The following is a 13,802-nucleotide window of genomic DNA, read 5'->3' on the forward strand; positions in this document are numbered from 1 at the left end:
AACTTATTCCACAGCAGGTTCAAGCATCCGAATAGTTGCTGCATTGGCGTCTATTTCTACTTCTAAACCAATAGGTAGTGTCAGTATAGTTTCAATATGACCAATCATCGCACCGTACCAAGCAGGAATGCCCAATGGTTTGATGTGATCCCAAACTACTTCTTCTAGGGTGAGGGAACCGTAATCAGCGTCAGGCAAACATTCAGAACATTGTCCAAAAATAAAGCCAGCAAGTTTATCCAGTACACCTGCAACTTTCAGATGTGTCATCATGCGATCGATACGATAAATATTTTCTCGAACATCTTCTAAAAATAAAACAGCACCTTTGCAATCTGGTAAATAAGGAGAACCAACAATAGCTGACAAAACCGAAAGATTTCCACCAATCAATTTGCCTTTCGCTTTTCCTGGGGTAATGGTTTGTGTGCGATATTTTACCTGCATCAAACGGTTAGCATCCTCTTTGAGGTTTTGAAAGGTAACAGTTTCACCTGCAAACAATACGCGGCGAAAATACTCTGTTTGGATGGGATTCCATGAAGTTAATCCATTGGGACCGTGAAATGTTACCAAGTTACTCTGAGCATTTAAACCTAGAGTTAAAGCTGTTAAATCACTAAAGCCAACCAAAATTTTAGGATTTTTACGGATGCGCTCATAGTCCAAATATGGTAAAATTCTAGCACATCCCCAACCACCAAGAATAGGTAAAATTGCCGCTATCGAGCGATCGCCAAAAAACTGATTGATATCAGCAGCTCTATCTTTATCTTTGCCTGCCAAATAGCCATACCGTTCCATTACGTGAGGCGCAATGCGGGGAACAAGCCCCAATCCTTTGACAGCATCAACAACAATATCTAATCTTTCCTTGACAAATGTCGCACCCGCAGGACTAACAATTCCTACCACAGATCCAGGCTGCAAACGTTTGGGTTTTAACAGCGGTTTTTGCGCGGCTCTCCCCAACTTAATTGGAGAAGCGAAAACAGAAGCTGTAGCGGCTAAACTGATAAGCAAGTCACGACGGTGGATCATTTGAATTGTGAGGGTCTAATTGGATATACGAAAAAACACCAATATAGCAGTCCTAAACGATTTGTAAACACAAGTCTTTCTTTTCTTCTCCTGTCGGAGACGCTGCGCGAAGGCGTTCTTGGCGTCTTGGCGGTTCATAACTCAATTAATGCCATAACAGATAAAAACAAAAATAGATGATAAATTTATGAATTATTGAAAATTATACGCATAATTTGATACTTGCAAAGTTTATAATTGCCACAATAGCTTTGGAAGTTAAGTAGCACCAAGCAAATGCTGACAATCGACAAGCTCAGGGTTGGAGTTGCAGGGATTTCTATTAGCACCCTGCAACGCGGCAACCCTCCCATTGACCGTATGGCACAGCAGGCTGCACTTTCCCAAAAAACCATGCAGGAATCTCAACATGATTGGACAAACACTTCCACCTTTAATGGAGTCAGTGACAAACTGGATATGCCCTACGCTCCCGAGCTAAATCCTTCCAGTTTTACCGTAGAGATGTGGGTAATGGTTGAGGGAGGCACGGGCTACCAGTCTATAGTCTCCTCAGTCGGAGGCTCTCCCTTAGAAGGACGCAAGGGCTACCTTTTTTGCATCACTCCTTCACGACAATGGCAGTTCTGGTTGGGGAATGGGGAGCCACGTACATTATGGAAAGTACTAACTGGGCCAAAGGTAATACCTGCTGTGTGGACACATTTGGCAGGAACCTATGACCGACAATCTCAGACAATGACATTCTACGTCGATGGGCAGGAAGTAGGAAGACAAATGGACGTACAATACCAGCCTAACGATCGCAATCCCATGCATGTCGGCGCAGGTGCTACAGAGCAGAAAGGGGCAAGCCCATGCTTTTTCTGCGGTAAGATTGCTGAAGTTCATGTTTGGGACAAAGTATTAAGTACCCAGGAGATTCAAGCACTTTCAACCGAGCGATCGATCCAAGTTCAGGCAGAAGCGATCGCCGACGCTCCGAGTCAGTCTGCCAATGCCCAACAGGTAAAGCCAACAATAGAAACTCTTACTCCACCAGTCGAAACACCTCTCGCTCCACAACCCGATAGGGCGACTTCTATGTCTCCTCCCCAATCCGTTCTCTGGCAAATTGGTAAACCAGGTCAAACCGGAATAGCCGCTCCTACTGGTGCCTGGACACAAGTATATAATTATACTATTGGCACAGACCCTGACCCGGTTAATTGTCCAATCTTCCCCTCTTGCTTGGTTCCTCCTAGTGCTAGTAAAATTCCCAATTCAACTAGCCAACTTAACATTTACTTTATCCTCACAGAAGATTATACTGAAGGTCAACTAGTTCTTTGTTACGATCGCTACGGTTCAGGTGAAGACTACATATATTTGGATGGGCAACTCATTGCTAAGACACCTGGTGCAGATCAGGTCAAGCTAAAGCAAACTCAAATCCCACTAGGAGTCGTTTTCACAGGACCTCACACGCTCTCAATTACAGTATCAAATAGTGCTGATAGCGCACACGTCATCGACTACCTGCAACTCCAAACCACTAAACCAATGCTTAACAACCTCACGTCCCAACTTTTGCCCTTAGGCGGCAATCAGCGTCCCACTAGCGGCAACCAAAAAGCTGCGCAAAACCCACAAGCGCAAGGCGGTCTTGGTGGTGGGTTACTAGGCGGATTACTAGAGCCAGTATCAGGTGTTGTCAATCAAGCCACTGGTGTTGTCGGTCAGGTAGCAGGTGCAGCCGGACTCCCTGGTGAAGTACTCGGACAAGCTACCGGATTAGTTGGTGGTTTAGCAGGTCAAGCCACAGGTGCACTACCTGGTGAAGTACTCGGACAAGCCACCGGATTAGTTGGTGGTTTAGCAGGGCAGGTGGCAGGTGCCGCTGGACTCCCCGGTGAAGTACTCGGACAAGCCACCGGACTAGTTGGTGGGTTAGCAGGTGCAGGAGGAAATGCCGCATTAGTCAATGCATTACTAGGTCAAGCAACAGGATTGGCGGGCGGATTATTACCAGGGCAATCTGCGGCAAATCCGCAAGCGGCAGCTGCCCTATCAGTCGAAGTTGTTGCCCAACTCGCTGGACTAGTTAATCAGTTAAGTGCGTTAATCGCTCAGCTTAGTCAAATGCTCAATCAACTTGGAGCAATCAATCAATCTGCTGGCTTACCCATGTTATCACCTCAACAATTCGCACAGCAGCAACAATTCGCACAGCAGCAACAACTCGCGCAACTACAACAGCTAGCGCAGCAGCAACAACTCGCGCAACTGCAACAGCTAGCGCAGCAGCAACAACTTGCTCAACTGCAAGCAGCAGGAAGGCTTCCGGGGGGAACTCAACAATTACAGCAGGGTGTGACACCGCAACAACTCGCTCAACTACAAGCTGCCCAACAAATGGCAGGAGGTTTGACACCTCAACAACTTGCTCTATATAGGCAACAGCAGGGAGCTAGACAAATTGTCTAGGGGCAATACTAATAACACTCACAAGCCACCAACCATGCAACTGTCATTGACAGCAGTTGGGGGTTTGGGTGACGTGCTGCACCAACTGCAAGATTTAGTGGCTCTACCGCTCAAACGTCCTGATTTGCTAGAAAAACTGGGACTAGAACCTACGCGGGGAATCTTGCTAATTGGTCCCCCTGGAACTGGTAAAACCCTAACCGCTCGCGTTTTAGCAGAAGAATTGGGTGTGAATTACATCGCCATTGCTGGTCCTGAAGTCGTGGGAAAGTACTATGGTGAAGCAGAGGCGCGTTTGCGGCAGATTTTCCAGAAAGCTGTGGACTCAGCTCCTTGCCTGATTTTTATTGACGAGATTGACAGTCTTGCACCCAATCGCACCAGCGTGGAAGGTGAAGTTGAAAAGCGCGTCGTTGCTCAACTATTGAGTTTAATGGATGGCTTTGCTCAACTCAATGGGGTAATTGTCTTAGCCGCTACTAACTGTCCCGAACACATAGATCCTGCCCTGCGTCGTCCAGGTAGGTTTGACCGCGAAGTACATTTTCGTGTTCCTGATCGCAATGGTAGGTTAGAAATTCTCCAGATTCAAACTCGCTCCATGCCTTTGGATGTAACTGTCGATCTGAGCGCGATCGCCGATTTAGCCGTCGGATTTGTTGGTGCTGACTTGCGGGCGCTGTGTCAAAAAGCCGCTTATAACGCTTTGCACCGCTCCACTCCCTCTCTGGATTCACCAATACCCAAGGATCTCAGTATCATTCAGCAAGATTTTTTACAAGCATTAAAGGATGTCTCGCCCTCAGTCCTGCGTCCAGTGGCGATTGAAACCCCATCTATTACCTGGGATCAAATTGGTGGGTTAGAAACCATTAAGTATATTCTACAGGAATCAGTAGAGGGTGCATTACTTTATCCCGAACTCTACCGTCAAATGAGAGCTATATCTCCACGGGGTATTCTACTTTGGGGACCACCAGGAACTGGCAAAACTTTACTGGCAAAAGCTGTAGCCGCTCAAGCTAGGGCAAACTTTATTGCTGTCAATGGAGCAGAATTGCACAGCCGTTGGGTGGGTGTATCAGAGCAAGCTGTGCGAGATTTGTTTACTAGAGCTAGACTTGCAGCGCCTTGTGTCATTTTTATTGATGAAATTGATACTCTTGTTCCTGTAAGAGGAGGTTATGAAGGTGATGGTGTTAGCGCTCGTGTCGTTGGTCAACTTCTGACAGAAATGGATGGGATTGAATCATGTGACAACGTTTTGATTATTGCCGCAACCAATCGACCGGATATGCTTGACCCCGCGCTGTTAAGAGCTGGTCGTCTGGATTTACAACTAAAAGTAGATTTGCCCAATTTTACCAGTAGATTGGAAATTTTGCAAGTACACAATCGCGATCGCCCTTTGGCACAAGATGTTAACCTGGTAGCCTGGGCTGTGCGTACAGAAGGTTGGAACGGTGCCGAACTTGCGCTTCTGAGCAATCAGGCTACCCTGCAAGCTATTCGACGCTATCGTGTACTTGGGTTCACCAACCCAATTGCTCCGAGCATCATTGCTACAGATTTTGAATCTGCCTATCAATCTCTGCTAGAACGACGTTACAGTTGGGATAAATAGGTAGGCAGAAAAGTTTGTAGTAAGGGCTAAAGCCCTTATAACTAAAGCCTTGAGCGCTTAAGCGCTTACTACGAACGTAGAAGCCAAACAATTTTCTGAATTTTGAATTATGAGTGGTAGTCCCAAATTTTCAGAGGCAGAAATTGCTGAGTGGAAGCAAAAAATTCTGGAAGCCGAGCGCCAGCGACGACAACAAGCAGAAGCAATCCGGCGGCAGGAAGCCGAGGAGCAGGAGCGACAACGGCAACTAGACATGTCTCGTTACCAAGCCCATGCACGGGTAAATGTACTATTGTCAGATTTGCAATGGCAGTGGGGAAATTTATATATTCAAGAAGCAGTGGCTTTGCAATATCGTTGTCAGAATCAACTAGAAGCGATCGCAAAAGCCGAGTCAGAAAAACAACTGCTAGTTATCTCAGAAGAACTGATGCGCATTGAACAGGCGATGCAACAAGCAAGCTTGCGCAAGCGACGAGATGAGGCAGAAAAGAAAAGACGAAAAGACATCGAGCGCCAACAGTTTGAATTAGAAGAACTCCAACAGCGAGTGGCGCGTCTTCCAGAAGCAGAAGTCTTGAAGTACGATGCTGCGGGACAGCAACAGGTACGGTGTGTCCTCCAAAAACTGCAAGATGTAATTGCGCTGGGCGATGCGGTGGCGGTGCGCAAACCTTTGGCAGAAGCAACGGCGCTGGTACAAAAGCACGTCCGTCAAATTACGCAAAGGCAGACAGATGTCCAGCAGCAAAAAACACAGGTACATCAGCAACTGGCAGAACTCCAAGTGATCATAGCAGGTTTGAAGGCTGACCCGGTAGTGATGCGCTGGCAAAGTTCAGCTGTGATAGAATTAGAGAATCAGATGAATGCAGCACAACTGGGGATTGCAAGCGATCTCCACTTACAAGTTATTTCCAGCTTCAGCCAGAGTCATCAGCGCTCTCAAACAATAATCGAAACTGCCAACGCAGCCCAGATGCAGGCAGAGCGACGGGATTATATTGCTGACAGCATTGCTCAAACGTTGCAAGAAATGGGTTTCAATATTACTTTTCATCAACCAGAGCATCCAGACCATCCAGCCAGTGCTATGATTCTGGGAGCCTCCACCCATACTGGCAAAGGAATTAGTGTCAGCGTCCCGATAGCGGGACAGGTGTTTTATGACGTAGACGGCTATGTCAAGCACAGCGTTATAACGGTTGATGGCAACACTGCTGCCATCTGTGACGAAGCCGAACAAGTACTTACTGAAATGCACACTGCCCTAGAAGACAAATTTGGTGTCAGGATGGGCGAAGTACTATGGCAAGGGAAAGATCCCAATCGCGTCCTTCGTCAAGCAGAGCAGTTGCCTAGCAGTCAACGCTATCAAAAACATCGAGCCTTTGTTACTCGTAATGTGTCCACATCCGAATAACTTTCACCATATTTTCTGCTTCAATAACTTGGTACACGAGTCGATGTTGAATATTAATTCTCCGGGAGTAGTAGCCTTGTAAATCACCAATAAGCTTTTCGTAAGGGGGAGGAGTTTGAAACGGATTTTCCTTAAGCACGCACAGAAGAGAAAGTGCTTTTTCTTTTAACCCTGCCGAGGCAAGTTTCTTCGCGTCTTTTTCTGCTTGTTTTGTAAGTACAATCTGCCAGGTACTCACCAATCTATATCCTCAAGCGGTGTGCATTCTGCAACTGGTTCTTGCCCCCCTTCAAGTATCGACTCACGCATTCCAGGAATTGAGACAAGAAAGAGCGTTTCTTGAATTGCGTTCCAGTCTTCCTCTGACACAAGTACCGCTTTGTTCCGCTTTCCAGTAATCAGAATCGGTTCATGAGCGGTTGCCGCTTCGTCAATGAGGTTATAGAGGTTTGCTCTGGCTTGTGTGGCTGAGATGACGTTCATTAGCACAATTAATGAAACTACCATTCTTCATGGTACGCAATTACGTACATAATGGCAAGTAGTGAATCGCAGAGGAAGACAAATGAACCCGAATCAATTCTGGCGAATGTTTGAAGATGAGTGGTTTACACCCAAGTATCGCCTGAAGAAGTTGTTAGGTGCGGGATCGTTTGGTGCTGTATTTCTCGCCGACGATGTAGTTGCCGATCGCGTGATGAGGGAAGTTGCCATCAAAATTTTCGCAAATGAAAGCCCAGAGCAAGAACGTCAGATTCGGGAGTTGCAAACTGCTATCTCTCTCAAACATCCTGGCTTGCTAGAGAGTTTCAGTCCCGAACAGGGATGGCTCAAAGGAATTGAGTATCTCGGTTTAGTCATGGAACTGGCTCAAGAGTCTCTTAGTGCGCGGTTGCAACATGCTAGTTTACCTTTAGCACAAGTCAAAGCTCTTGTCAATAATTTGGCAGGTGCGCTGCATTATTTGCACGATCGCGGCATTGTGCATCGAGACGTGAAACCTGCCAATATCATGCTAGTAGGGGGACAATGGAAGCTAACAGATTTTGGCATGTCCCGGCACTTGGAGGGCAGCGATACTGTCCCCAGTCACCAAGTAGGAGCGATCGCTTATGCACCCCCAGAATCATACATGGGTAAGATTAGTCTGGCATGGGATTTGTGGTCGCTGGGGGTGATAATAATTGAAGCGCTGACGGGTAAACATCCCTTTGCTGGCAACTCCATGCAAGAAATAATGCAGCGAGTGACGATTGAAGTCCCAATCCCTTCAGAACTGCCTGCTCCCTTTGCCGCAATTGTCCAGGGTTGCTTAGTAAAAGACTATACCAAGCGTTGGACAGCAGCCCAGGTTCTTGCCGCACTCGATCCTACCACAGATTTAGGCAGAGTAACGGTGCTATTGCCTCTTTCGCCCAGCTTTCGCAAAGTTCTCCCAAAAGAAGCACAAGGGCAGGGATACGTGTCGATTCCAACTTCTGGTGTTCAGATTCAAGAGCAGGGGAGCAGGGGAGCAGGGGAGCAGGGGAGTGGGGGAGTGGGGGAGTGGGGGGGAGAGAAGAGTAAAGCGATCGCCTTGCCTAACCGACTCTCTAACTACCAAGAACGGCTTCCTGGTGGGGCAATGTTGGATATGATTGCCATTAATGCGGGAAATTTTTTCATGGGAACCTCTACAGAAGACATTGAGCGGGTTTTACGGCTAGAAACCTGGTTTAAACGTTGGGAAGTGTCCAAGTGGTTGCGCCCGGAAATGCCCCTGCATCGAGTTAGTGTACCTGCCTTTTGTATGAGTAAGACACCGATTACTCAAGAGCAATGGCAAGTTGTGATGCAAACTAATCCTTCCCAATTTAGTGGTTTGTTGCGTCCAGTGGAAAATGTTTCTTGGTGGGATGCAGTTGAGTTTTGCTTACGCCTTTCCCAACTCACAGGCAAACTTTATCGCCTACCTACCGAAGCGGAGTGGGAATATGCTTGTCGCGCTGGAACCCAAACCCTATACACTTTCGGTAACAGTAAACAGCTTTTGCCAAGCTATGCCTGGTACACTTGGAACGCCCACAACAAAACTCAACCTGTAGGACAAAAGAAGCCAAACGCTTGGGGGTTGCACGATATACACGGCTTAGTTTGGGAGTGGTGTGAAGATTCCTGGCATGAGAGTTACAACGGCGCACCCACAGATGGCAGTGCTTGGAATGAAGACGGGCATCCGACAAAGCACGTAGCACGGGGTGGCTCCTGGTACAGCTTAGCAGATGATTGTCGCTGTGCCTACCGTTTTTGCTTTGATGCCAGTTTCCGCTACCCTAGCATCGGGTTTCGTGTGCTTGCATCTTTGTGATGAAATCCTGATGGATAAGCAAGATAAGCAAAAAGAGTTTAGACGTAACTTAACGATTTTTGGGTTAGTAAGCGGTTTAACCATAGTTTCTCTATTTGCTGGACTCAGTGAAATTCGTCGTCATGATGCCGAAATGCTGCAATCGAGCACCAACTCTACATAACTTCATGATTCGGGAAATAAATCTGCAAATTAAATGTGATTTACTTTAGTATATATGTGTAATAATCGGAGGTAAGTTTTAGAAGGATAAAATACACGCTTATGCCATTACCTCCCACGTTTACATCGAAAAACATCATATTATTCCAAATCACTAGATATGCTTAAACACTCAGTTTGTTTATTACTCCATTATTTTAAGTGAGGAAGTTTTAGTCAACCATAAAACCCAAAATCTCGAAGTCGAAATTTAATGTGGTAAAATCAGGATTGAATAGATTGTAGAATTTTTGTGACTGAAACAGTCTATATTGAAACCAGTATTTTTGGGCATTTGACCGCTAGATCAACTAACAACTTGATACTTGCTGCTAATATCAATATTACACAAGATTGGTGGCAAAATTACAGTAGCTCATTTGTCCTTTATGCTTCAGAAGTTGTTGAGGATGAGGCAGCTAAGGGAGATAGAGCGATCGCAACTCAACGATTGGAGTTATTAAGAGCATTAATGCTTCTCGAACTTACAGAGGAAGCACTCGAACTTTCTCAGGCATTTCTTAGCCAAAGCAATTTACCCCCAAAAGCCGCAAATGACGCTTTACACATGGCACTAGCAACCGTCTATGGTTTGGACTATCTGCTAACATGGAACTGCAAACATATGGCAAATGCTCAAATTCAACGCAAGCTATCTCAGATTAGTTCCGCACTTGGATACGTGTTACCAATCATTTGCACTCCCTACGAGCTGATGGGATATAACATGGAGATTTAGTTATGTACAAAAATGAAGTTCTGGAAGAAATTTATAAATACAGAGAAGAATATGCTATGTCTTTTCAATGCGACTTGAGAGCGATTTTTAACGACTTAAAACAAAAAGAACTTGCTCATAAAGATAGACTCGTCAAACTTCCGATCCGGCGATCGCAAATCCCCACGCAAATGGGCGCAGCAAATAGCCCATAATTATTTAGGTCAAAGTATAATACAACATTGTGTACCTTGCACCAAGTGCGAATTGATATAAATATTTAATCTGGAGCGATCTTATTTGAATTACAAACACCTCGTGAGGGCAGGGAACTCTTAACAGGGAACGAGGAACAGTACTGTTTAAAAATCATTTAGGATCGCTATATATTAACTTTTAATTTGGTTATCTCTAGAAAATCTTGTTAACTCATGCGCTCGCCACATCAACTCGACTTACCTAGCACGTACATTTGTATTAATCTCATTGACTATTTCTTGGAAAGGCACAGATTCCAGAACAGATAGAAGATTCACCGCTTTAGCCACTAGATAGGGTCTGTCTTCATACTCATTAACTTAACGTTGGGTTTTCGTGGCCGTTTAACAATGCCCAAATCTTGATTTTCAGGAGATAAAGTCAGCTAGCAGCTTCTGCTTATATTTATCTAAAGATGAAGTCTTTTTCCGAGCCACTTGATATCACCTTCTATTAATTTGTTTATGGGCGCGACAACACATTGTAGTTCAATTTTCATTTACTCGAAATGTTTTATCCAAGATAGTAACTCGGCATTGCTGAATTGTAAGATGAATTATGGTTGTAGCACGTTGTCAATTTCCGAAAGAATCCTGTAGAGACGTAGCTACGTCTCTACATCAACGCGAATTTTAAAATTCATACCTTGATTCAGCAACGCCGTAACTCTTGTGGAATTCCACCAATCACACCCTGGTATCTTCCAATCCCTAAACCTATTTCTGGCATCCAGTAGGGTTCGCCAATTTGCAATTGATAATTCCCATTCACCAACTTATACACTTCAAACGGTTGATGTTCGTCGCGTCGCCAATACTCTGGGTTGTAAATCACGTAGTACAGCACACCCAGTTTATTGTAGATAGCTAACTTTTCGTCGTATTCACCTCCTGGGGTATGAGACACAATTTCCAATGTCAAAATCGGTACGACATCGTTTTCTTCCCAAACAGCGTAACTTCTACGAGATTTTCCGCCCTTTTTGCGTTCTACACCCACCGAAAGAAAGCCATCAGGTACAACGGGTACTCTAGGATTCACTCCCGTAGTATGATATACTGCCATATCTACACCGAAGAACCAATCCATTCGATTTGCCCAAATCGAGGAAAGTAAAAACAGTAAAACGTTGGGTAAAAAATTCTGATCTTCATTATCCACGGGCGTATCATCTGAACAGGGTAGTTCATCAGTAGTGGGTAACGCAATTTTGAGATCGGGTGACAGCATAGCCGTTGCGAAAGTGCGTTCAGTTCTTTTCATTATAAAAAAGTTGTGAGTGTTTGCCATGTTCTCGATCTCTGCCCGTTGGATTCAAGAGTTTGAAAAGCACCTGTATCGACGTCAGCACCTGATTTTGTATAGCAACATTCACGATCAATTTCTCTGGCAGGGAACTTATCAAGGTATGGGAGAATTCCTCAATGCCTATTTCCTCAAACAGGGATTTGACTTGATTGTTCGTTACGATCCGGTGGATGGTTTTACCTTTGCCCAGTCAGAAATGCGGCAATTATTTGATGAACTGGCACGGCAGCGTTCTTCGCAGCAGCAAGTAAGCCTCGGACAATCCTCTACACCAGCAACACCAGCAGCCGATCCCATGCAGCCCCCATCCCGTGCCAATCCAGGCGCAGTGGTGCAACGGATTACCAGCAATTACCTATCACCAGAGATGGCATTTAGTCATCTGCGGGCTGTGATTTCCACGACTACAACCTCAGTGGTGGCGATCGTTGATTTGGGAGATATGCTCACTGCCGATCCAGAACGCTATCTGCTGGATGAACGTCATCTACTGATGTTACTAAAAAAATGTACCTTGGAAGGAGCGGTAATTCGTGAAGGACATCTCACGGGCTATCGTAACACCCTCATTCTCTTGGCAAGCGATCTCCGGCGAGTGCCTGCCTGGTTTTACACCAATAATCCCTTCGTAGCCCTAGTTCAGGTTTCCCGTCCTAATAAAGAAGAACGTCTTCAGTTTATTCTACGCTTTGGTCAACAAGGATTTTATGGGGGAAACCAGATTAATGCTCAACGTCCTAGTCTGCAACAACCCTCAGATCTCGAAGTTGCTGCTGAGGAATTTGCTGCTTTAACTGAAGGCTTTCAAACGATGGATTTAGAAGCAATCCGGCATACCTCTTGGCGAGAACGCATTCCCCTAAGTCCGAAAACAGTGTTGCGTTTGATAGACTTTTATAAATTTGGGCAACGAGATGAACCTTTTGAGAAGATCAGTGCAGATAAAATTGCTTATGCTCAGGAGGAACTATCCCAATCTGTCATCGGTCAACCTCGTGCCGTGGAAGCTGTAACTACTCTACTAACTAGTGCTAAAGTGGGTATTAGCCTGAATCATGTCAGCGGTCGTAACAGTAAGCCAAAAGGAATTTTCTTTTTCGTTGGTCCTACTGGTGTTGGTAAAACTGAGTTAGCAAAATCACTCACCCGCTTGATTTTTGGAGATGAACAGGCGTTTGCCCGCTTTGATATGAGCGAGTATAAAGAAGAACACGCGGCTGAGAAGTTAGCGGGATCGCCTCCTGGTTTTGTCGGTTATGAAGAAGGAGGAATACTGACAAATCGCGTTTTGGAGCGTCCTTATAGTATATTGCTGTTTGATGAAATTGAAAAAGCTCATCCTAAAGTTCTGGATAAGTTTCTCCAAATCTTAGAGGATGGTCGCCTTACTGATAGTAAAGGGCAAACAGCATATTTCAATCAAACTGTAATTATTTTTACTAGTAATATTGGTGCTTCTGACTTGACAGATCCACAAACAGGTGCTGTCATCCGTAATGGTATTATGACAGAGGTGCAACAGCAGGGTGTCAATTCCTTCACTTATGCTCAAGTCGAAGCACATTTCCGCTCAGAAGTCCACTGGCATTTCACTAGTCGTATTGGTCGTGCTGAACTACTCAACCGTCTGGGTGACAGTATTGTAGTGTTTGATTTACTTCGTCCGGAGTTTGTCTGGAAAATTGGCGAGAAGTTTATCAAGCAACTGGCTGAGTCTGCTTGGGATAAATACCGACTTATACTACTATTTCATACTTCTATTTTAGAAGTTCTCAGTGTTTATATGCAGGCAGCAGATAATTTACTTTTTGGTGGTCGGCGAATTAAAACTTTACTAGAAACTTTGGTTGAGCGCCCTCTGAACCGTTGGATTTTTGAAAACTATCCCGATTTCAATATCTTGGCTGGAAAGCAGCTAATTATTGGTTTGGGAAATAATGGTGTGATATTAGTTACAGAGAATCTGTCATAATCAGTTATTTGTTTGGCTTATGTTTCAGGCTACTTCAAACTGAATTAATGATATTCGTTCAGATTCGTAAACAACAAGATCTCCGACTTCTTAAAGAAGTCGGGTATCTGAGCCTAAGAGCGTGTTTGTAAATCAAACACGATTGCTATATAAAAGCTGCTGTCGCAGATAAAATCCAATCGAAAAAACTATTTTTACTCAAAAGTATGATTAGTAGGAAAAGTACAAAAGTATGATTAGTAGGAAAAGTAGGAAAAGTAGGAAAAGCAATACAGAAAATTAAGAAAATCCAAAAAGGGTTGATTTAAAAATATTTAGTTTATAAGATGGTTATTCAATGGGTTTTTAACAATATAGGTTTTTAGCAAAAAGAGAAGATTAATTTGTGTCTCAAGTCAATACAGAAAATAAAAAAAAACGACTTGTAAGCTATTAGAGGTAAAA

General features: G+C 44.7%; 12 protein-coding genes and 1 pseudogene. 9 read left to right on the top strand and 4 right to left on the bottom strand.

Annotation, left to right across the window (positions count from 1 at the left end):
• Window positions 1-3 precede the first annotated feature (3 nt).
• Window positions 4-1,041 (bottom strand): S66 peptidase family protein, encoded by a 1,038-nt coding sequence (locus ICL16_RS13560; RefSeq protein WP_190828415.1) that lies wholly within the window; start codon window positions 1,039-1,041, stop codon window positions 4-6.
• Between the two features lie 276 nt (window positions 1,042-1,317).
• On the opposite strand from ICL16_RS13560, the gene ICL16_RS13565 reads away from it, so the two are divergent.
• The 3 genes from ICL16_RS13565 (at window position 1,318) to ICL16_RS13575 (ending at window position 6,554) form a co-directional block, all read left to right on the top strand.
• Window positions 1,318-3,507 carry a LamG domain-containing protein gene (locus ICL16_RS13565; RefSeq protein ID WP_190828417.1) on the top strand — a complete coding sequence of 730 codons (2,190 nt, stop codon included), beginning with the start codon at window positions 1,318-1,320 and terminating at the stop codon, window positions 3,505-3,507.
• A gap of 34 nt (window positions 3,508-3,541) precedes the next feature.
• The gene (locus tag ICL16_RS13570) at window positions 3,542-5,131 is read left to right on the top strand and encodes an AAA family ATPase (RefSeq protein ID WP_202895537.1); all 1,590 of its coding nucleotides are present in this window, start codon (window positions 3,542-3,544) and stop codon (window positions 5,129-5,131) included.
• A gap of 109 nt (window positions 5,132-5,240) precedes the next feature.
• Window positions 5,241-6,554, top strand: a complete 1,314-nt coding sequence (locus tag ICL16_RS13575; RefSeq protein ID WP_190828421.1) for a hypothetical protein — start codon at window positions 5,241-5,243, stop codon at window positions 6,552-6,554.
• On the opposite strand, the gene ICL16_RS13580 is transcribed toward ICL16_RS13575, so the two are convergent.
• Window positions 6,526-6,792: a Txe/YoeB family addiction module toxin gene (locus ICL16_RS13580; protein ID WP_337906999.1), complete on the bottom strand. Its 267-nt coding sequence runs from the start codon at window positions 6,790-6,792 to the stop codon at window positions 6,526-6,528. The genes ICL16_RS13575 and ICL16_RS13580 overlap by 29 nt on opposite strands.
• Entirely contained in the window at window positions 6,789-7,061 is a 273-nt protein-coding gene (locus tag ICL16_RS13585) for a type II toxin-antitoxin system Phd/YefM family antitoxin (RefSeq protein ID WP_238360765.1), read from the bottom strand. Before ICL16_RS13585 ends, ICL16_RS13580 begins: the two co-directional genes overlap by 4 nt.
• A gap of 58 nt (window positions 7,062-7,119) precedes the next feature.
• On the opposite strand from ICL16_RS13585, the gene ICL16_RS13590 reads away from it, so the two are divergent.
• The 5 genes and pseudogenes from ICL16_RS13590 (at window position 7,120) to ICL16_RS13610 (ending at window position 10,035) form a co-directional block, all read left to right on the top strand.
• A complete protein-coding gene (locus ICL16_RS13590; protein WP_190828429.1) occupies window positions 7,120-8,901 on the top strand; it encodes a bifunctional serine/threonine-protein kinase/formylglycine-generating enzyme family protein in 1,782 nt (593 codons plus the stop codon).
• A 10-nt stretch (window positions 8,902-8,911) separates the two neighbouring features.
• Window positions 8,912-9,064 (top strand): hypothetical protein, encoded by a 153-nt coding sequence (locus ICL16_RS13595; protein WP_190828431.1) that lies wholly within the window; start codon window positions 8,912-8,914, stop codon window positions 9,062-9,064.
• 90 nt (window positions 9,065-9,154) lie between these two features.
• Window positions 9,155-9,268: pseudogene (locus ICL16_RS13600) on the top strand (IS1 family transposase); the annotation flags it as partial.
• A gap of 87 nt (window positions 9,269-9,355) precedes the next feature.
• Window positions 9,356-9,841 (top strand): PIN domain-containing protein, encoded by a 486-nt coding sequence (locus ICL16_RS13605; protein ID WP_190828433.1) that lies wholly within the window; start codon window positions 9,356-9,358, stop codon window positions 9,839-9,841.
• A gap of 2 nt (window positions 9,842-9,843) precedes the next feature.
• A complete protein-coding gene (locus ICL16_RS13610) occupies window positions 9,844-10,035 on the top strand; it encodes a hypothetical protein (RefSeq protein WP_190828435.1) in 192 nt (63 codons plus the stop codon).
• 694 nt (window positions 10,036-10,729) lie between these two features.
• Here the strand turns inward: ICL16_RS13610 and ICL16_RS13615 are convergent.
• The gene (locus ICL16_RS13615; RefSeq protein WP_190828616.1) at window positions 10,730-11,308 is read right to left on the bottom strand and encodes a Uma2 family endonuclease; all 579 of its coding nucleotides are present in this window, start codon (window positions 11,306-11,308) and stop codon (window positions 10,730-10,732) included.
• A 58-nt stretch (window positions 11,309-11,366) separates the two neighbouring features.
• Between ICL16_RS13615 and ICL16_RS13620 the strand changes: the two genes are divergently transcribed.
• Window positions 11,367-13,358: an AAA family ATPase gene (locus ICL16_RS13620; protein ID WP_190828436.1), complete on the top strand. Its 1,992-nt coding sequence runs from the start codon at window positions 11,367-11,369 to the stop codon at window positions 13,356-13,358.
• The last annotated feature ends 444 nt before the right edge of the window (window positions 13,359-13,802 follow it).

The organism is Iningainema tapete BLCC-T55 (assembly GCF_014698965.1).
Taxonomy (GTDB): Bacteria; Cyanobacteriota; Cyanobacteriia; order Cyanobacteriales; family Nostocaceae; genus Iningainema; species Iningainema tapete.